This window comes from Massilia atriviolacea (genome assembly GCF_003953935.1).
Taxonomy (GTDB): domain Bacteria; phylum Pseudomonadota; class Gammaproteobacteria; order Burkholderiales; family Burkholderiaceae_D; genus Telluria_A; species Telluria_A atriviolacea.
The window spans coordinates 1-18,227 of the sequence record NZ_RXLQ01000025.1 but is presented as its reverse complement, the minus strand read 5'-3'; the positions used below and the strand labels follow the sequence as shown (position 1 = coordinate 18,227).

14 protein-coding genes are annotated in these 18,227 nt (G+C 65.0%); 11 read left to right on the top strand and 3 right to left on the bottom strand.

Annotated features, from left to right (window positions below; all coding sequences use genetic code 11):
- Positions 1 to 99: 99 nt before the first annotated feature.
- On the bottom strand, positions 100 to 573 hold the full coding sequence (locus EJB06_RS29095; protein WP_126077536.1) for a Spy/CpxP family protein refolding chaperone: 474 nt from the start codon (positions 571 to 573) through the stop codon (positions 100 to 102).
- Between the two features lie 173 nt (positions 574 to 746).
- Here EJB06_RS29095 and EJB06_RS29090 point away from each other — a divergent pair, with 173 nt between their 5' ends.
- From EJB06_RS29090 to EJB06_RS29065, 6 genes are all read left to right on the top strand, one after another.
- A complete protein-coding gene (locus tag EJB06_RS29090) occupies positions 747 to 1,475 on the top strand; it encodes a response regulator (RefSeq protein WP_126077535.1) in 729 nt (242 codons plus the stop codon).
- A complete protein-coding gene (locus EJB06_RS29085; protein WP_126077534.1) occupies positions 1,472 to 2,836 on the top strand; it encodes an ATP-binding protein in 1,365 nt (454 codons plus the stop codon). The genes EJB06_RS29090 and EJB06_RS29085 overlap by 4 nt, the downstream gene beginning before the upstream one ends.
- Before the next feature lie 77 nt (positions 2,837 to 2,913).
- Positions 2,914 to 4,095, top strand: a complete 1,182-nt coding sequence (locus EJB06_RS29080; protein WP_126077533.1) for an efflux RND transporter periplasmic adaptor subunit — start codon at positions 2,914 to 2,916, stop codon at positions 4,093 to 4,095.
- Positions 4,092 to 7,184 (top strand): efflux RND transporter permease subunit, encoded by a 3,093-nt coding sequence (locus EJB06_RS29075; RefSeq protein WP_126077532.1) that lies wholly within the window; start codon positions 4,092 to 4,094, stop codon positions 7,182 to 7,184. The genes EJB06_RS29080 and EJB06_RS29075 overlap by 4 nt, the downstream gene beginning before the upstream one ends.
- Before the next feature lie 102 nt (positions 7,185 to 7,286).
- Positions 7,287 to 9,194 carry an FAD/NAD(P)-binding protein gene (locus EJB06_RS29070; protein WP_126077531.1) on the top strand — a complete coding sequence of 636 codons (1,908 nt, stop codon included), beginning with the start codon at positions 7,287 to 7,289 and terminating at the stop codon, positions 9,192 to 9,194.
- Between the two features lie 174 nt (positions 9,195 to 9,368).
- Positions 9,369 to 10,271, top strand: a complete 903-nt coding sequence (locus EJB06_RS29065; RefSeq protein WP_126077530.1) for a hypothetical protein — start codon at positions 9,369 to 9,371, stop codon at positions 10,269 to 10,271.
- Between the two features lie 60 nt (positions 10,272 to 10,331).
- Here EJB06_RS29065 and hemB read toward each other — a convergent pair whose 3' ends face one another.
- Together hemB and yihA are read right to left on the bottom strand one after the other, a co-directional pair.
- Positions 10,332 to 11,342 carry a porphobilinogen synthase gene (gene hemB, locus EJB06_RS29060; RefSeq protein WP_126077529.1) on the bottom strand — a complete coding sequence of 337 codons (1,011 nt, stop codon included), beginning with the start codon at positions 11,340 to 11,342 and terminating at the stop codon, positions 10,332 to 10,334.
- Positions 11,343 to 11,393: 51 nt separating this feature from the next.
- Positions 11,394 to 12,110, bottom strand: coding sequence for a ribosome biogenesis GTP-binding protein YihA/YsxC (gene yihA / locus EJB06_RS29055; protein WP_126077528.1), 717 nt, complete (start codon positions 12,108 to 12,110; stop codon positions 11,394 to 11,396).
- A 198-nt stretch (positions 12,111 to 12,308) separates the two neighbouring features.
- Between yihA and EJB06_RS29050 the strand changes: the two genes are divergently transcribed.
- From EJB06_RS29050 to msrQ, 5 genes are all read left to right on the top strand, one after another.
- A complete protein-coding gene (locus EJB06_RS29050; protein ID WP_126077527.1) occupies positions 12,309 to 12,986 on the top strand; it encodes a c-type cytochrome in 678 nt (225 codons plus the stop codon).
- Between the two features lie 138 nt (positions 12,987 to 13,124).
- Complete coding sequence (locus tag EJB06_RS29045) at positions 13,125 to 15,227, top strand: cytochrome c biogenesis protein ResB (RefSeq protein WP_126077526.1); 2,103 nt, start codon at positions 13,125 to 13,127, stop codon at positions 15,225 to 15,227.
- Between the two features lie 45 nt (positions 15,228 to 15,272).
- The gene (ccsB, locus tag EJB06_RS29040) at positions 15,273 to 16,445 is read left to right on the top strand and encodes a c-type cytochrome biogenesis protein CcsB (protein ID WP_370660159.1); all 1,173 of its coding nucleotides are present in this window, start codon (positions 15,273 to 15,275) and stop codon (positions 16,443 to 16,445) included.
- Positions 16,446 to 16,522: 77 nt separating this feature from the next.
- A complete protein-coding gene (msrP, locus tag EJB06_RS29035) occupies positions 16,523 to 17,503 on the top strand; it encodes a protein-methionine-sulfoxide reductase catalytic subunit MsrP (protein WP_126077524.1) in 981 nt (326 codons plus the stop codon).
- 5 nt (positions 17,504 to 17,508) lie between these two features.
- Entirely contained in the window at positions 17,509 to 18,126 is a 618-nt protein-coding gene (msrQ, locus tag EJB06_RS29030; protein WP_126077523.1) for a protein-methionine-sulfoxide reductase heme-binding subunit MsrQ, read from the top strand.
- Positions 18,127 to 18,227 lie beyond the last annotated feature (101 nt).

Here is an 18,227-nt window from a genome sequence, read left to right as displayed (position 1 = left end):
GTAAGTACAACATTGTTAAAAAATAAGCCCTCCGCGCCGGCGCGGCGGGGAGGACTTTTTCATGCTCGATGCATGCGCAAAAGCGCGTCAGGCGACGGCTCAGGCAGGGCGCTTGTGCTTGCCGTGATGACCGTGATGGCCGCGCCGCATGCTGTGCTCGTCAAACACTTTCTTCTGCTCCGGCGTGAGCGTGGCATAGAAGGTGTTCAGCGCGGCGAGCCGGGTTTCCATGCTGGCCACGTGTTTCTTGGCCATTTCCAGCTGCATTTCCATGCGTTCCGGGGCGCTCTTGCCGGCCCACTGGCCGCGCTCGCCACGCGGGGGGCGCTCTCCCGGCTTGCTGGCGGCGCTCCAGGCGGCCCAGGCCGGTTCCTGTTGCGCCGTCAGCTTGAGCTGCTCGTGCAGGCGCGCCTGGCGCTTGGCCATGTGCGCCGCGCGCTCGGCGTGGTGGCGTTCCACGCTGGCCGCTGTCGGATGGCTCTCTTGTGCGTGCACGGCAACGGCGGCGCCGCCCATGCCCAGTACGGCCAGGCTGATCACGAGAGTGTTGCGGACGGTATTGAGTACGTTCATGGCGTTTCCTTTGGGTGAAATGTGCGGGGTGCAACTGCATCATCTGCCCTGCATGTTTCCATGCCGTTTCCGCTGCCAACCAGTTTGTATCTATTTGTATCGGCCCCATGCCAATATACATGACGATACAAAACCGCTATCCGGGGCCTCGCTAAGTGGGGATAATTGCGGGCATGGATACTCCTTCTACCATTCTCATCGTCGACGACGACCGCGACATTCGTTCGCTGCTGGCCGACTACCTCGAATCGAACGGCTACCGCGCCCTGGCCGCCGCCGATGGCACAGCCATGTGGAAGACGCTCGACGAAGCCCGTCCCGACCTGATCGTGCTCGACCTGAACCTGCCGGGCGACGACGGCCTGACCCTGTGCCGCAAGCTGCGCGCCAATTCGACCTTGCCGGTCATCATGTTGACCGCCCGCAATGAACCGCTCGACCGCATCCTCGGCCTCGAAATGGGCGCCGACGATTATCTGCCCAAGCCCTTCGAGCCGCGCGAGCTGCTGGCGCGCATCCGCAGCGTGCTGCGCCGCAGCCATGCGATGCCGTCCAACGCCCCGTCCGACAATGCCCAGCAGATGCGCTTTTCCGGCTGGACGCTCGACCTGACCGCGCGCCACCTGCTCAATCCGGAAGGCATCGTCATCATGCTGTCCGGCGCCGAATTCCGCCTGCTGCGCGTGTTCCTCGAGCATCCCAACCGCGTGCTCAACCGCGACCAGCTGCTCAACCTGACCCAGGGCCGCGACGCCGATCCTTTCGACCGCTCGATCGACATCCAGATCAGCCGCCTGCGCCAGAAGCTGGGTGAAGACGCGCGCCTGCCGCAGATCATCAAGACGGTGCGCAACGGCGGCTATGTGCTGGCCGGCCAGGTGACGGTGGAGCCGGGCACGTGAAGGCCTTCTTCGGTTCGATGACCGGGCGCGTGTTCCTCACGCTGCTGCTCGGCGTCGTGATCACGGCCGTGCTGACCCAGCTGCTGGCCGAAAACGAACGCCAGCGTGTCATCGAAGCCTTCCGCGACCAGCACGCCATGGACCGCGCCGAGCAACTCATCACCGCCACCGAAACCGTACCCGCCTCGGCCCGCCTGGCTTACCTGTCGGTCGCCAACCGCCCCGGCATCCAGCTGGTGGTGATCGACGACGACCTGCCGGTCAAGGCGGCGCCGTCGCCGTTCACGGCGGCCCTGGCGGTGCGCATGGGGCCGCAGTACAAGCTGGCCACCATCGCCGCCCGGCCCGCCGCCTGCGACGTGCCGCGCATCCAGAACAGCATGTTCGGCCCCACCGAATCGCAGTGGAAGGGCGCTTGCGAAAGCATCAACGTGCGCCTGCGCGACGGCGAACTGCTGCGCCTGCAGGTGCTGCCGCCGCCGCCGTCCGTGATCGCCCACGAAACCGATTACCGCATGATCATCGGCATGTTTCTGGTCAGCATCGCCTTCCTGGCCTACCTGGTGGCGCGCATGACCACGCGTCCGCTCAAGCAGCTGGCGCAGGCCGCCAAGGATCTCGGCAACGACATCAACCACCCGCCCTTGCGCCTGTCCGGCGCCAGCGAAATCCGCCAGGCCAGCGCGGCCTTCAACGCCATGCAGGCGCGCATCCGCCAGTACATCTTCCAGCGCACCCAGATGCTGGCCGCCATCACCCACGACCTGCAGACGCCGCTCACGCGCATGCGCCTGCGCCTCGAAAAAGTCGGCGACGGCGAACTGCGCGACCGCCTCGTGGGCGACCTGTCGGCCATGCAGGAAATGGTGCGCGAAGGCCTGGACCTGGCGCGCAGCACCGACACCACCGAAGCGATGCAGGCGCTCGACCTCGATTCCCTGCTCGATTCCGTCAGTTGCGACGCCACCGACGCCGGCCAGCAGGTGGTGGTGCACGGCCACGCCGGCATGGCCTTGCTGGGACGGCCGATGGCGCTGCGGCGCTGCCTGGTGAACCTGATCGACAACGCCGTCAAGTACGGCCAGCGCGCCGATGTCACGGTGGAGGCGGGCGCCGGCGCGGCGCGCATCCGCGTGCGCGACAACGGCCCCGGCATCGCCCCGGGCGAGCTGGCGCGCGTGTTCGAACCGTTCTACCGGGTCGAAACCTCGCGCTCGCGCGAGTCCGGCGGCACCGGGCTGGGGTTGACGATCGCCCGCAACATCGCCGAGCAGCACGGCGGCAGCATCGCGCTGATCAACCATCCGGAAGGCGGGCTGGAAGTGAGCCTGGTCCTGCCGGAGTATTACGCCGGCACGTAAGCGCCGGCGCAGCATCGCCTTCGCCTCAATGAATTGAACCGATCATAAGCCGCCCGCAGTGGCGACCAGGGAAACGCATGAAAAAGAAGAGCATTGTCATCATCGTCGGCCTCGCCGTCCTTATCGGCGCGGGCGCGTGGTATCTGGGCCGTGATGACAAACCGGCCGACGGCGCCGCAGCGGCAGGCAAGGGCGCAGCGGGTACGAACGGCGGCGCCCAGCCGCCGGCCATCGTCAACGTGGTGGCGCCGCAGCGCCAGGACGTGCCGGTGGTTTTGCAGGCCAATGCCAGCGTGACCCCGGTCAGCACGGTCGACCTGCATCCGCAGACGACCAGCACGATCCGCAAGGTGCATATCAAGGAAGGCCAGTTCGTCAAGGCCGGCGACATGATGTTCTCGCTCGACGACCGCGGCGAGCGCGCCAATATCGACAAGGCGCGCGCCCAGATGGCGCGCGACGCCGCCACCGCCGCCGACCTGGAACGCCAGTACAAGCGCAGCCAGGAATTGTTCGCCCAAAAATTCATCGCCCAGAGCGCGGTCGACACCCTCAGGAGCCAGCTCGATGCGGCGCGCGCGCTGGTCGGCGCCGGCCAGGCCGCGCTCCAGGCCGAGCAGGTCAACGCCAGCTACAGCAGCATCCGCGCGCCGATGGCGGGCCGGGTCGGCGCCATCAATGTGTTCCCGGGCAGCCTGGTGCAGCTGGCCACCTCGCTCACCACCATCACCCAGCTCGACCCGATCAACATCGCCTTCAGCCTGCCCGAGGCGGCGCTGGGCGAGCTGCTGGCGGCCCAGAAAAACGGCGCGGTCGTTGTCGACGCCACCTCCGGCCCGAACGCGAAAGCGGTCAGCGGCAAGCTCAGTTTCATCGACAACACGGTCGACCCGCTGGCCGGTTCGATCAAGGTCAAGGCCCTGTTCGACAACAAGGATGCCAGCCTGTGGCCGGGCCAGTACGTCACCGCGCGCGTGACCGTGCAGACCATCAGGAACGCGGTGGTGATCCCGCAGGCGGCCATCATCAGCAATACGCGCGGCACCTTCGTGTACGTGATGGACGCCGACCAGAGCGCCAGGCCGGTGCCGGTGGCGCGCCTGCACGCCTTTGGGCTGAACGCGGCCGTCTCGGGCCTGAACGGCGATGAAAAAGTCATCACCGAGGGCAAGCAGAACCTGCGTCCCGGGGCCAGGGTCAAGCTGGCCGACAATGCCCAGCCCAAGCGCGATGCCAAGGCCACGGTGGCGGCCCAATGAATTTGTCCGAACTGTGCATCCGGCGCCCCGTCATGGTGGTGCTGCTGTCGCTGAGCATGATCCTGGTCGGCGTGCTGTCGTATCTGGCCATTCCGGTCGCGGCGCTGCCAAGCTATAACACCCCGGTCATCAACGTCCAGGCCAACCTGTCCGGGGCCAGCCCGGAAACCATGGCGTCCTCGGTCGCGCTGCCGCTCGAAAAGCAGTTCTCGACGATTGCCGGCATCAGCCTGATCACCTCCACCAGCACCCAGGGTTCGACCTCGCTGACCCTGGAGTTCGACCCCAGCATCGATGTCAACGTGGCCGCCATCGACGTGCAGGCCGCGCTGCTCGGCGCCCAGCGCCAGCTGCCGCAGGAGATGACGGAACTGCCGTCCTACCGCAAGGTCAACCCGGCCGACGCGCCGGTGCTGTTCATGGCCATGACCTCGCCGTCGATGAACCTGTCGGAGCTGAACGACTACGCCGAAAACCTGGTCGCCCCGAGCCTGTCGACCCTGCCCGGCGTGGCGCAGGTGACGGTCAACGGCCAGAAGCGCTTCGCGGTGCGGGTGCGCGCCAGGGCCGACCTGATGAACGCGCGTAACCTGTCGATGGACGAACTGGCGCTGGCGCTGCGCGCCGCCAACTCGAACGCGCCGCTCGGCGTGCTCGATGGCCCGAGCCAGACCATGACCATCCAGGGCAATGCGCAGCTGATGAACGCGGCCGCGTTTTCCGACCTGATCGTGGCCACCCGCAACGGCGAACCGGTGCGCCTGAAAGACGTGGCCTCGGTCGAAGACAGCTACCAGTCGGTCAAGGCGGCCGGCAGCTACAACGGCGAGCGCTCGATCGTGCTGCTGGTGCAGCGCCAGCCCAACGCCAACACGGTGCAGGTGGTCGACGCCGTGCGCAAGCTGCTGCCGCAGTTCCAGGCCCAGTTGCCGAGCTCGATCAAGATCACCCTGGTCAACGACCGCTCGGTGTCGATCCGCGAAGCGATCCACGACGTCAACCTGACCCTGGCCGGCACCGTGGCGCTGGTGGTGCTGGTGATCTTCCTGTTCCTGCACCGCGCCGCCGCCACCTTCATCCCGGCCGTGACCATGCCGATTTCGCTGCTCGGCGCCCTGTCGCTGCTGTACGCCTTCGGCTACAGCCTCGATAACGTGTCCTTGCTCGGCATCACCCTGGCCGTCGGCCTGGTGGTCGACGACGCCATCGTGGTGCTCGAAAATATCGTGCGCCATATCGAGATGGGCAAGAAGCCGGTCGACGCGGCCCTCGTCGGCTCGCGCGAAATGGGCTTTACCATCGTCTCGATTTCGATTTCGCTGGTGGCCGTGTTCATCCCGATCTTCTTCATGCCGGGCGTGATCGGCCTGCTGTTCCACGAATTCGCGGTGGTGGTCGGGCTGTCGGTGCTGGTGTCGGCGCTGGTGTCGCTCACGCTGGTGCCGATGCTGGCCAGCCGCCTGCTGCCGGCCCACTCGGAAGAGGAGGGCGGCGAAAAGAGCTTCATCGGGCGCCACTTCGAAGCCGGCTTTGCGCGCGTGCGCGACGGCTACGCCAGGTCGCTCGATCTGGCGCTGGCGCACCGCTTCATCGTGCTGGCGGTCGCCGTCGGCACGTTTGTCCTGACGATTATCATGTACACCACCATTCCCAAGGGCTTCTTCCCCGAGGAAGACCTGGGCCAGATGCGCATGACCATCGAAGCGGCCGAGGATACCTCGACCGACGCCATGCTGCTGCTGCAGGAGAAAGTGGTGGCCGTGATCCGCGCCGATCCGGCCGTGCAGGATGTGACGTCGTTTACCGGCGGCGGCAATACCGGGCGCGGTTTCATCGCCCTGAAACCGCGCGACCAGCGCGTGAAGATGCCGCAGGTGGTCGAGCGCTTGCGCAAGGCCACGCGCCAGGTGGCCGGGGTGTCGGTGTTCCTGTCGCCGATCCAGAACCTGCAGCTGGGCGGACGGCCGAGCAAGAGCCGCTACCAGTACACCCTGCAAAGCGTCAGCTCCGACGCCCTGGGCGACTGGGCCAACAAATACCTGGAGCGCATGCGCGCCGACCCGGCCTTCCGCGACGTCACCAGCGATTCGCAGAACCGCGGCCTGCAGGCGACCCTGAAGATCGACCGCGACAAGGCCAACGCCATGGGGGTGCAGATCGCCGACGTGCGCACCGCCCTGTACGCGGCCTTCGGCGAGCGCCAGGTCTCGACCATCTATTCGCCCGCCGCCAGCTACAACGTGATCCTGGAAGCCGAACTGGCCGACCGCCAGTCGGAGGACGCGCTGGGACGCGTCTCGGTGCGCAGCAGGGGCGGCCAGCTGGTGCAGTTGTCCAGCTTTTCCACGGTCGAACGCACGGTCGGCCCGACCTCGGTCAACCACCAGGGCCAGCTGCAGGCGATTACCCTCTCGTTCAACCTGCCGGCCGACGTGCCGCTGGGCGTGGCCACCGGCAAGATCGACCAGATGGGCGTGGACATGAAGCTGCCGCCCTCGGTCATCACCAAGTACGGCGGCGACGCCGCGGTGTTCCAGGATTCGCAGTCGAGCCAGATCATCCTGATCGTGGCCGCGCTGGGCGTGATCTACGTGCTGCTGGGCGTGCTGTACGAAAGCTTCATCCACCCGCTGACCATCCTGGCCGGCCTGCCCTCGGCCGCCGTGGGGGCGCTGCTGACCCTGCGCATCTTCGGGCTGGACCTGACCATGATCGCCATCATCGGCATCCTGATGCTGATCGGGATCGTGAAAAAGAACGCCATCATGATGATCGACTTCGCCCTGCATGCGCAGCGCAACGAGGGCCTCACGCCGGCCGAGGCGATCCGCGAAGCCTGCATCCTGCGCCTGCGCCCGATCCTGATGACCACCCTGGCCGCGCTGATGGGCGCGCTGCCGATCGCGCTCGGCCTGGGCGCCGGCGCCGAACTGCGCCAGCCGCTCGGCCTGGCCGTGGTCGGCGGCTTGCTGTTCTCGCAAGTCATCACGCTCTACATCACCCCGGTGATCTACCTGTTCCTCGACAAGTACAGCGGCAGCGGACCGATGACCGACGACCAGCTGGCCCAGTTCGAGAAGGCGCATTGAGCGGATTGATATTTCTGTAAGGTATTTAGTTGACTGGAAACAACACGACGTTCTGACCGCCTGCCACCATGGAAGCCTGCATTTCATCGACAGGCGGTCAGCATGAAACCTTACAGCGTCACCCTCATCGGCATGGGCCCGCGCGGCCTGTCCGTGCTAGAACGCATCGCCGCCTTCGCGCGCGCCCACAACACGCCCCTGCACGTGAACCTGGTCGACCCGGGCGAGTGCGGCCCGGGCGTGCATTCGCCGAACCAGCCGCAGCATCTCCTGATCAATACCGTGGCCAGCCAGGTCACCATGTTTCCCTTCCGCGAGGCGGTCGAGCTGGCCCCCGTGTGCGCCACGCCCTCGCTGACCGAGTGGGCGCGCGCCCAGGGCTACCGCCGCTTCGGCGAGGAATTCGTGCAGGTGGCGCCGGGGGAAGAGGGTGGCGCCGCGATTACCGAGCTGGACTACCTGCCGCGTCAGTTGCTGGGGCGCTACCTGGTCTGGGCCTACGATGCGATCCGCGCGGCCTTGCCGCCGACGGTGGCGCTGACCCACCTGCGGCAGCGCGCGATCGATATGTTCCAGATGCCGGACGGCAGTTTCATGGTGGAGCTCGACAGCGGGTTTTCGGTCGGCAGCGATTTCGTCTTCATGACGACCGGCCACAGCCGCAATAACCTGACCGACGAGGAAGCCTGGTGCCACAAATTTGCCCAGGACCATGCGCGCTACAACGGCAAGCTGGCTTTCATCCGCCATGTGTATCCGCTCGACAAGCTGGTCGGCATCGCCAGCGATGCCCGGGTCGCCATCGAAGGGCTGGGCCTGACCGCGCACGATGTGGTCTCGCAGCTGACGGTGGGCCGGGGCGGGCGCTTCGCGCCGTCCGGCAGCGGCCTGCGCTACCTCCCGTCCGGGCGCGAGCCGGCGCTGCTGCTGTTTTCGCGCAAATGCCTGCCGGCGGCGGCGCGCGGCGTCAACCAGAAAGGGCTGAACGGACGGCACCAGGCGCGCTTTTTCACGCGCGAGGCCGTACGCGCCCTGCGCCAGCACGCCCAGCGCGAGCGCGGCAGCGCGCAACTCGACTTCGACCGCGAGCTGCTGCCGCTGTTGATGCGCGAAATGGGCTACGCCTGGCGCTGCGCGCTGGCCGCGTCCCGGGGCGGCGCCGCGCCCGAGCCGCTCGGCTACGAGCCGGGCGCCGAGGAAAGGGCCGCCATCGAGGCCATGCTGTTCCCCCTGCAGGGGCGCAACTTCGCCAGCGCCGATGCGTTTTCGACCTTTTTCACCTGCATGATCGCCGACGACCTGTCGGAAGCGCGCCGGGGCAACCTGGGCAGCCCGATCAAGGCCGCCGCCGACGTCCTGCGCGACGCCCGCACCGTGCTGCAGGACATGATCGAGCATGGCGGCCTGACGTCCGGCTCGCACCGCAAGTTCCTCAGCGTCTACAACCCGGCCATCAACCGGGTCACCTTCGGCCCGCCCAGCCAGCGCAACGAGCAGCTGCTGGCGCTGCTCGAAGCCGGCATCCTGAGCGTGGCCGCCGGTCCCAACGCGGCAGTGCGCATCGACGAGGACCGCTCCCAGTTCGCCCTGCACACGCGCTTTGCCTCGGGCGCGGCGGTCCAGCACGTCGACGCCCTGGTGGTGGCCCGGCTCGACGTGTTCTCGCCCGAGACCGACGACAGCCCGCTGATCCGCAACCTGCTCAAGCGCGGCACCATCCGCCCTTATTACAATGGCACTTTTCATCCGGGCGGGGTGGATATCGACCAAGCCAACCATCCGCTCGACAGCGCGGCGCGCCCGACTCCCAACCTGTGGGCGCTCGGCTACCTGGTGGAAGGGCCGCACTACTACACCCACGCGCTGCCGCGTCCGCAAATGCATTCGCGCGCCGTGCTCGACGCCGAGCGCTGCGTGCGCGAACTGTTCGGCCAGATTGCCGAGCGCGACAGCGCCCGGCGCCAGGTCCGTGCGCGCGTCTTGACGGCCGCCGAGCGTGTCACCAGCTGACCCCGGGCCTGGCATATTGTTGCAGCACTGATACATTGTGTAACAACCATCAAGACAGGCATCTTGTAAGCTGCACAGGGTGAGCTTGCCAATGCGCAAAAACCACAAAACGTATAGACTTCGGCTCCTGAGCCGCATTTCGCTGGCGCCGTCCCCTGGAAAGTTGTTTACATTTTGCGCGACCATTCCCACCATTCGACCGACAACACGGGCTACTGCGCGCATTGCGGTCAGCCCTTGCCCGGTTACGCGGTGCCCAGTTACGAGGTCAAGCGCTTCAATCCGGCCGGGATCGCCGTCACCCTGGCCCTGCACGTGCTGTTGGTGCTGCTGTGGGTCCTGAAGCCGCAGGAAGAGAAAAAAGCGCCGCCGCCGAAGTCGGGCGGGGAAATCACCTACGTCACGCCGCTGCCGCAAGCCAAGCCGCAGCCGAAGGAACAGCCCACAATAACGCCGAAGCCGACCACCCAGGCGCGCCCCAAGCCGCCGACCGTGGCCAGGGTGCGCCGCTTGCCCGACACCATCACCATCCCGAACGAAAAGCCGGTCAGGGAGGCCGAGATTGCCGAGCCGCCCAAGCCGGTGCGCCCGACCGCGGTGGCGCCCGAGACCGACATGGCGGCCGCGATCGAAGCGCGGCGGCGCGCGCGCGGCCAGACCGAGAGCGAGCAGCCGGCCGAGGAAAGCGCGGCCGAGCGCGGCATGCGCATCGCCAAGGCGAATATCGCGGCGGCCAACGGACGCAGCGTCGGCGACGACCGCAACGATACCGGCGGCGTGTTCGAGGTCAAGAAGAATGCGATGACGGCCACCGTCAAGTTCCGTGGCTGGAACCCGAGCTTCAAGCGGCGCTGGCTGCAGGAAGTCACGGTCGAGCTGGGCAACGAGAAGGATATCGAGACGGCCGTGATCAAGAAGATGATCGAAATTATCCGCAAGGAAAAGACCGGCGACTTCGAATGGGATTCGCACCGCTTGCAGCGCGTGGTCAAGATGAGCGCCCGGGTGGAGGATACGGCCGAATTGAGCGACTTCCTGTACAAGGAAATGTTCCCCGAAAACCGCAGGGGACGCTGAGAACGACAAGGGACGCCGCAGCGTCCCTTGTTTATCCGTCCACGGCGTCGAGCAACTTTCCTATGCGCGCGCCTTGAGCAAACGCGCGATATCGAGCGCAAAATAGGTCAGCACGCCATCGGCGCCGGCGCGCTTGAATGCCATCATCGCTTCCATCATCACCTTGTCGTGATCGAGCCAGCCGTTCTGCACGGCCGCCTTGATCATCGCGTATTCGCCGCTGACCTGGTAGGCGAAGGTCGGCACCCTGAATTCGTCCTTCACGCGGCGCACGATGTCCAGATAAGGCATGCCCGGCTTGACCATGACCATGTCCGCCCCTTCGGCGATGTCGAGCGCCACTTCGCGCAGCGCTTCGTTGCCGTTGGCCGGGTCCATCTGGTAGGTGAACTTGTCGCTTTTTCCGAGCGAGGCCGCCGAGCTGACCGCCTCGCGGAACGGGCCGTAGAAGGCCGACGCATACTTGGCCGAATACGCCATGATGCGGGTGTGGATATAGCCTTCGCGCTCGAACGCCTGGCGCAGCGCGCCGATGCGCCCGTCCATCATGTCCGACGGCGCCACCACGTCCACCCCGGCCTCGGCGTGGCACAGGGCCTGGCGGATCAGCATGGCGGTGGTTTCGTCGTTGAGCACATAGCCCTGGTCGTCGATCAGGCCATCCTGGCCGTGGCTGGTGTACGGGTCGAGCGCGATGTCGGTCAGGATGCCCAGTTCGGGAAAGCGTTGCTTGAGCGCGCGCACGGCGCGCGGGATCAGGCCGTCCGGATTGGTCGCTTCGACGCCGTCGGCGGTTTTCAGCGAGACATCGATCGAGGGAAACAGGGCCAGCACCGGAATGCCGAGCGTGACGCATTCCTGGGCCACGTCCAGCAACAGGTCGACCGAGAGGCGCTCGATCCCCGGCATTGCCGAGATCGGCTGGCGCTGGTTGACGCCGTCGACGAGGAAGACCGGATAAATCAGGTCGGACGAGGTGATCGTGTTTTCGCGCACCATGGCGCGCGAAAACGGGTCGCGCCGCATGCGGCGCATGCGCGTGGCGGGGAACTGCACTGGGAGAGTAGACATCGTTTTTTTCCGAGTGAACAAAAAATCAGGGGGCAGGACAGGCCGGCGCGCTTACTCGTCGCCGTCGACCGGGTCGACCAGCGGCGTATCCGGATCGCTCTCGATCGGCGTCAGGCCCAGCAGGTCGATGATCTTGTCGTTGGCTTCCTCGATGCCGATGCGCTTGAGTGCCGAGAACAGTTGCACCGTGAACGGGAAACCTTCGCCATCTTCGTCGACATAGCTTTCGAGCATCATGCGCGCCTGGCGCAGGGCGTTGGTCGATTCGTTGCGGTTGAGCTTGTCGGCCTTGGTCAGGATGCAGTGGATCGGCTTGCCGGTCGGGGCGAACCATTCGAGCATCTGCACGTCCAGGTCGGTGAACGGACGGCGCGAATCCATGATCAGCACCAGCGCGGCCAGCTGCTCGCGGCGCTGGACGTAGTCGCCCAGCAGCTTTTGCCAGTGCAGCTTGGCCGAACCGGACACTTCCGCATAGCCGTAGCCCGGTAAATCGACCAGCAGCGCCTCGATTTCCTCGACGATGGTGGGATCCTTGCGGTGTTGCCCGACGTGCGCGCCACCGATCGAAAAATAATTAATGTGCTGGGTGCGGCCGGGCGTCTTGGAGGCGAAGGCCAGGCCTTTCTGATTTGTCAGAATGTTAATGGCGGTCGATTTTCCCGCGTTGGAGCGCCCGGCGAAGGCGATTTCCGGCGCTTGCGTATTCGGCAAATCACGCAGTTGGTTGACGGTCGTAAAGAAGCGGGCTTGCCAGAGTTTGGACATGGGATGGGCAGAAAATGCAACAAGAGGGGCGATAACGCGAGAAAGCTATTGTACAATAAGGGGTTACGAATTGTTGCCACGCAAAAGCCATGGCGAGCACACAAGATCGTTTGCACTACATTAGAACCGAATTCCCGGGGCGCGGCTGACCAGGAATTTTCAACAAAACCAATTTTCGACTTGTCTCAGGGTGTTTGAATGAATCGTGCGTTTTTACCGGCCGCCGGAGCGGCGTTTGTGAAATCCTTGCTGGTGGCTACTTTTGCCGTGTCGGGCCTCGTGTCCGCTGCCGAGCATGCACCCGCCCCAGCCAAGGCCGATCCCGCTAAAGGCGCCACCCTGTACGACAGTGGCGACGCAGCGCGCGGCTTGCCCGCCTGCGCATCCTGCCACGGCGCGGCCGGCAATTCGACCATCGCCGCCAATCCCAAGCTGTCGGCCCAGTTCGAGGCTTACACCCACAAGCAACTGATCGATTTCACCACGCCCCAGCGCGTCAATCCCGTCATGAGCGGCTTCGCCAAGATGCTCTCGGACGAGGAAAAGAAAAACATCGCCGCCTACCTGTCGACCCAGACCCCTAAGGCGGGCGCGGCCAAGAACAAGGATACCGTCCTGCTGGGCAAGCAAATCTATCGCGGCGGCATCCCCGCCACCGGCGTGGCCGCCTGTGCCAGCTGTCACGGCGCCAGCGGCAACGGCATCCCGGCGCAATTCCCGCGCCTGGCCGGCCAGCACCAGGATTACACGGTCAGCCAGCTGCAAGCCTTCAAGGGCGGCGCGCGCAAGAACAGCGTGCAGATGACGACCCTGGCCAAGCGCATGTCGGACGACGAAATGAAAGCCGTCGCGGACTACATCGCCGGCTTGAAGTAAACGAAACGACGCAAGACGCGCGCCGCACGGTGCGCGTTTTGCCAGGGAAGGTCGACAGGGCGGCGGCGCGCAAGCGGGCTGCCCTTTTTGTTGGTATCCTCGCGGGTTACGTCGCCTGCACATAGGGATCTGTAGAGAATGAGCACCACCGGAATCGTAGTAAACACGCGCCGCCCCTTCTTCGATGAGGCGGTCGAGCTGGTCTCGTCGATGCGCTTCGCCATCAGCTTGCTGACCATCATCTCGGTGGCCTCGATGATCGGCACGGTGCTCACGCAGAACCAGCCGATGCCGAACTATGTCAACCAGTTCGGTCCGTTCTGGTTCGATGTCTTCGACAAGCTCGGCCTGTACGCCGTGTACTCGGCCTGGTGGTTCCTGCTGATCCTGGTGTTCCTGATCCTCTCGACCGCCCTGTGCATCGTGCGCAATGCGCCGAAAATGATCAAGGACATGCGCAGCTGGCGCGAAAACGTGCGCGTAACCTCGCTGCGCAATTTCCACCACAAGGCCGAATGGACGGCGCAGCTGTCGCGCGCCGAGCTGGCGCGCCAGAGCGCCGCCCGCCTGGTCGATGCCGGTTACGCGGCCAAGATCGTTGAAAAAGAGAACGGCACCCTGGTGGCCGCCAAGAAGGGCGCGGCCAACAAGTTCGGCTATATCTTCGCGCACAGCTCGATCATCATCATCCTGGTCGGCGGCATGCTCGATTCGGACATCCCGATCCAGTTCCAGGAATGGTTCCTGGGCAAGACGCCCTTTGTCGGCGGCGGCCTGATTTCCGACATCCCCGCGCAGCATCGCCTCAGCCTCGCCAATCCGACCTACCGCGGCAATACCCTCATTCCCGAAGGCCAGGCCAGCGATATCGCGATCATTGCGCGCCCGGAAGGCTCGCTGCTGCAGCCGCTGCCGTTTACGATCCAGTTAAAACGCTTCAATATCGATTTCTACTCGACCGGCATGCCCAAGCTGTTCGCCAGCGACGTCGTGATCCGCGACCATGAAACCGGCAAGACCTTTCCGGCCACCATCAAGGTCAACGAACCGCTGATCTACAAGGGCGTGGCGGTGTACCAGTCGAGCTTCGAAGACGGCGGCAGCAAGCTCAAACTGGTCGGTTACCCGATGAGCGGCACCGAGCAGGCCTCGTTCACCATGGAGGGCGAGGTCAACGCATCGACCCCGCTCAAGCGCGGCGCCGACGAGTACACGGTCGAGTGGAGCGCGTTCCGCCCCTTCAACGTCGAAAACACGGCGGGCAACCAGGATCCGCGCGCCGTCACCAAGGGCCAGAGCCTGAACGAGCAGTTCGCCGCCACCCTGGGCAAGCATTCCGGTTCGGCCGGCAAGAATGCCAACAACAAGGACTTGAAGAACGTCGGCCCGAGCGTGCAGTACAAGCTGCGCGACAAGACCGGCCAGGCGCGCGAATACCAGAATTACATGCAGCCGGTGACCATCGACGGCGCCGAAGTATTCCTGGCCGGGGTGCGCGCCTCGCCCAACGATCCCTTCAGCTATCTGCGCATTCCCTCGGACGAGGCGCACACGGTCAAGGAATGGATGCGCCTGCGCGCCGCCCTGGCCGACAAAGACTTGCGCGAACTGGCGGCCCAGCGCTACGCGCGCCGCGCCATGCCGTCCGGCGCCAACAGTCCGGCCGCCCACCTGGCCAGCCAGCTGCAGGATTCGGCCTCGAAGAGCCTGTCCATCTTCGCCGGCGACGGCAAGCTGGGCGGTTACTCGGCGGTATCGCGCTTCCTGGAAAAAATTCCTCCCGCCGAGCAGGAAAAGGCCGCGAACATCTTCATGAAGATTCTCAACGGCACCCTGTGGGAGCTGTGGCAGGCCGCGCGCGAAAAAGAGGGCCTGGCGCCGGTCACGGGCGACGAGAACCAGGCGCGCTTCCTGCAGCTGGCCACGAATGCCCTGTCCGACAGTTTCTTTTACGGCGCCCCGGTCTACCTGCAGCTCGACGAATTCGTCGAAGTCAAGGCCTCGGTCCTGCAGGTGACCCGTTCGCCGGGCAAGGCGGTGGTCTACCTCGGCTGCGTATTCCTGGTGCTGGGCGTGTTCGCCATGTTCTACATCCGCGAGCGGCGCCTGTGGGTGTGGGTGCGCGACGGCGAGGACGGCGGCCCGGCGCACGCCCTGATGGCGATGAGCACGCAACGCAAGACGCTCGATTTCGAGCATGAATTTAACGATCTGAAAGCCAAGCTGCCGCAGTTGGCGTAAGCTGTGCCGACAAGCGGTTCAGCAGGTTCAGCAGGACTGGAGAAGATGATGGAAGCGACACAAACCCCTCAAGGCGCTCAGGCGCAGACTTACCGGCAGGCGCCGGGCTATTTCAAGCGGCTCGATGCGTTCGACTGGGTCTTCGCCGCCGTGCTGCTGGGCGCGGCGCTGTTCGCGCTCAACCGTTACGGCGCCTACATGGACATCTACGAAAAGGTGATCCTGGTGCTGACCGCGCCTACCTTCGCCGCCCTCGGCTGGCACTGGAAGCCGGTGCGCTGGCTGATGCCGGTGGTGGCCCTGCTGTCGTTCTGGGCGATCAGCATGTACGACCACAACCTGGCCGCCGCGAACAGCAAGTTCTTCCTGAAGTACATGCTGTCGAGCCAGTCCGCGATCTTGTGGATGAGCACCCTGTTCGTGTTTTCGACCGTGTTCTACTGGGTCGGGCTGGCCAGCCGTTCCAACTTCGGTTCCTCGGTCGGCTCCAAGCTGTGCTGGGCCGCCGTGGTGCTGGGCTGGACCGGCATGATGGTGCGCTGGTACGAGTCCTACATGATCGGCGCCGACGTCGGCCACATTCCGGTGTCGAACCTGTATGAAGTGTTCATCCTGTTCTCGATGATCACCGCCATGTTCTACCTGTACTACGAGCAGCACTACGCCACCCGCCAGCTGGGCGCCTTCGTGCTGCCGGTGATCGCCGCCGCCGTGGTGTTCCTGCTGTGGTACACGGTGTCGCGCGACGCCGCCGACATCCAGCCGCTGGTGCCGGCCCTGCAGAGCTGGTGGATGAAGATCCACGTGCCGGCCAACTTCATCGGTTACGGCACCTTCGCGCTGGCGGCCATGGTCGGCTCGGCCTACCTGATCAAGTCGCACGGCTACCTGGAAGACCGCCTGCCGTCGCTGGAAGTGCTCGACGACGTCATGTACAAGTCGATCTCGGTCGGTTTCGCCTTCTTCACCGTGGCCACCATCCTGGGCGCCCTGTGGGCGGCCGAAGCCTGGGGCGGCTACTGGTCCTGGGATCCGAAGGAAACCTGGGCCCTGATCGTCTGGCTCAACTACGCGGCCTGGCTGCACATGCGCCTGATGACCGGCCTGCGCGGCCGCGTGGCGGCCTGGTGGGCCCTGATCGGCTTGCTGGTGACCACCTTCGCCTTCCTGGGCGTGAACATGTTCCTGTCCGGCCTGCATTCTTACGGCAAGCTTTAATGACGAAACTGTAATCGGCCGAAGCGGCAAGTTGGTGTAAGGTAGCTTCTACCCTAGTTGACTTGCCGGAGCCGCCCATGCTGATCAAACGTTCCCCCAACGGTATCGACCTGCCGTTGCCATCCGAAATCACCCCGCAGGCGGTGTACGCATCGCGCCGTCGCTTCATCGCCCAGATGGCGGTCGGCGCCGCCGCCGGCAGCGCACTGTGGGAAATGGCCAACCGCGAAGCCTTCGCGGCGGCCCCGGCGCCGGCGCAAAAGCTGGCCGCCAGGCTCAATCCGGCCTACGCCGCGCTCGACAAGCAGACCCCGTTCAAGGATGCCTCGACCTACAATAATTTCTACGAATTCGGCCTCGACAAGTCCGATCCGGCCCAGAACGCCCACACGCTCAAGACGCGGCCGTGGACGGTGACGATCGAAGGCGAAGTCAAAAAGCCGATGACGCTCGAGATCGACGCGCTGCTCAAGCTGGCGCCGCTCGAAGAGCGCATCTACCGCCTGCGCTGCGTGGAAGGCTGGTCGATGGTGATTCCCTGGATCGGCTATTCGCTGTCCGAGCTGATCAAGAAGGTGGAGCCGACCGGCAACGCCAAATACGTCGAATTCGTGACCCTGGCCGACAAGGCGCAGATGCCGGGCGTGGGCAGCCGCGTGCTGAACTGGCCGTATGTGGAGGGCTTGCGCATCGATGAAGCCAACCATCCGCTGACCTTGCTGACCCTGGGCATGTACGGGCAGACCCTGCCGAACCAGAACGGCGCGCCGGTGCGCCTGGTGGTGCCCTGGAAGTACGGTTTCAAGTCGGCCAAGTCGATCGTCAGGATCCGCTTCGTCAAGGACCAGCCGCGCACGGCGTGGAATGTGTCGGCGCCGTCCGAATACGGCTTTTACTCGAACGTCAATCCCGAGGTCGACCACCCGCGCTGGTCGCAGGCCAGCGAGCGCCGCATCGGCGAAGACGGCTTCTTCCAGAAAAAGCGCAAGACGCTGATGTTCAACGGCTATGACGTCGGCTCCCTGTACAGCGGCCTCGACTTGAAGAAGAATTTCTGAGCACGATGGCCTTCAATCCCGCATCCCGGCAGTTGCTGGCGATCAAGGCCGCACTGTTCGCGCTGGCGCTGTTGCCGCTGGCGCGCATGGTGTACCTGACCGTCAGCGGGCAACTGGTCGAGCCGCTCGAATTCATCACGCGCGCGACCGGCGACTGGACCCTGTACCTGCTGTGCGTCACCCTGGCGCTCACGCCCCTGCGCCGCCTGACGGGCTGGAACTGGCTGGTCAAGCTGCGCCGCATGGCGGGCCTGTTCACCTTTTTCTACGGCTTCCTGCACTTCCTGACTTTTTTGTGGTTCGATCATTTTTTCGACGTGGCGGCGATGTTGCGCGATGTCGTCAAGCGGCCCTTCATCACGGTCGGCTTCATCGCCTTCGTGCTGCTGATCCCGCTGGCCGTCACCAGCACCAACGGCATGATCAAGCGCCTCGGCGGCAAGCGCTGGCAGTGGCTGCACCGGCTGATCTACCTGATCGCGCCACTGGCCATCCTGCACTTCTGGTGGATGAAGGCGGGCAAGAATAACTTCACTGAACCGCTGATTACCGGCGCCATCGTCGCGTTACTGCTGGGTCTGCGGGTGTTGTGGGCGCGACAGAAGGCTGCCGCGCGCGTTTGAGGCAGCGCAAAGGCGGGGCAGGGACGCTGGCTAGAATGCCTCATGCCTACCCAACAACACGACCTCGGATACCGCGCCCTGTTCGCCCACCCGGAAATGGT

Excerpts from the sequence above, each read along its gene's own strand:
- EJB06_RS29075 (WP_126077532.1), top strand. The coding sequence starts at position 4,092 with ATGAATTTGTCCGAACTGTGCATCCGGCGCCCCGTCATGGTGGTGCTG.
- msrQ (WP_126077523.1), top strand. The coding sequence starts at position 17,509 with ATGGCCTTCAATCCCGCATCCCGGCAGTTGCTGGCGATCAAGGCCGCA.
- ccsB (WP_370660159.1), top strand. The coding sequence starts at position 15,273 with ATGATGGAAGCGACACAAACCCCTCAAGGCGCTCAGGCGCAGACTTAC.
- EJB06_RS29045 (WP_126077526.1), top strand. The coding sequence starts at position 13,125 with ATGAGCACCACCGGAATCGTAGTAAACACGCGCCGCCCCTTCTTCGAT.
- msrP (WP_126077524.1), top strand. The coding sequence starts at position 16,523 with ATGCTGATCAAACGTTCCCCCAACGGTATCGACCTGCCGTTGCCATCC.
- EJB06_RS29080 (WP_126077533.1), top strand. The coding sequence starts at position 2,914 with ATGAAAAAGAAGAGCATTGTCATCATCGTCGGCCTCGCCGTCCTTATC.
- EJB06_RS29050 (WP_126077527.1), top strand. The coding sequence starts at position 12,309 with ATGAATCGTGCGTTTTTACCGGCCGCCGGAGCGGCGTTTGTGAAATCC.
- EJB06_RS29070 (WP_126077531.1), top strand. The coding sequence starts at position 7,287 with ATGAAACCTTACAGCGTCACCCTCATCGGCATGGGCCCGCGCGGCCTG.
- hemB (WP_126077529.1), bottom strand. The coding sequence starts at position 11,342 with ATGTCTACTCTCCCAGTGCAGTTCCCCGCCACGCGCATGCGCCGCATG.
- yihA (WP_126077528.1), bottom strand. The coding sequence starts at position 12,110 with ATGTCCAAACTCTGGCAAGCCCGCTTCTTTACGACCGTCAACCAACTG.
- EJB06_RS29090 (WP_126077535.1), top strand. The coding sequence starts at position 747 with ATGGATACTCCTTCTACCATTCTCATCGTCGACGACGACCGCGACATT.
- EJB06_RS29095 (WP_126077536.1), bottom strand. The coding sequence starts at position 573 with ATGAACGTACTCAATACCGTCCGCAACACTCTCGTGATCAGCCTGGCC.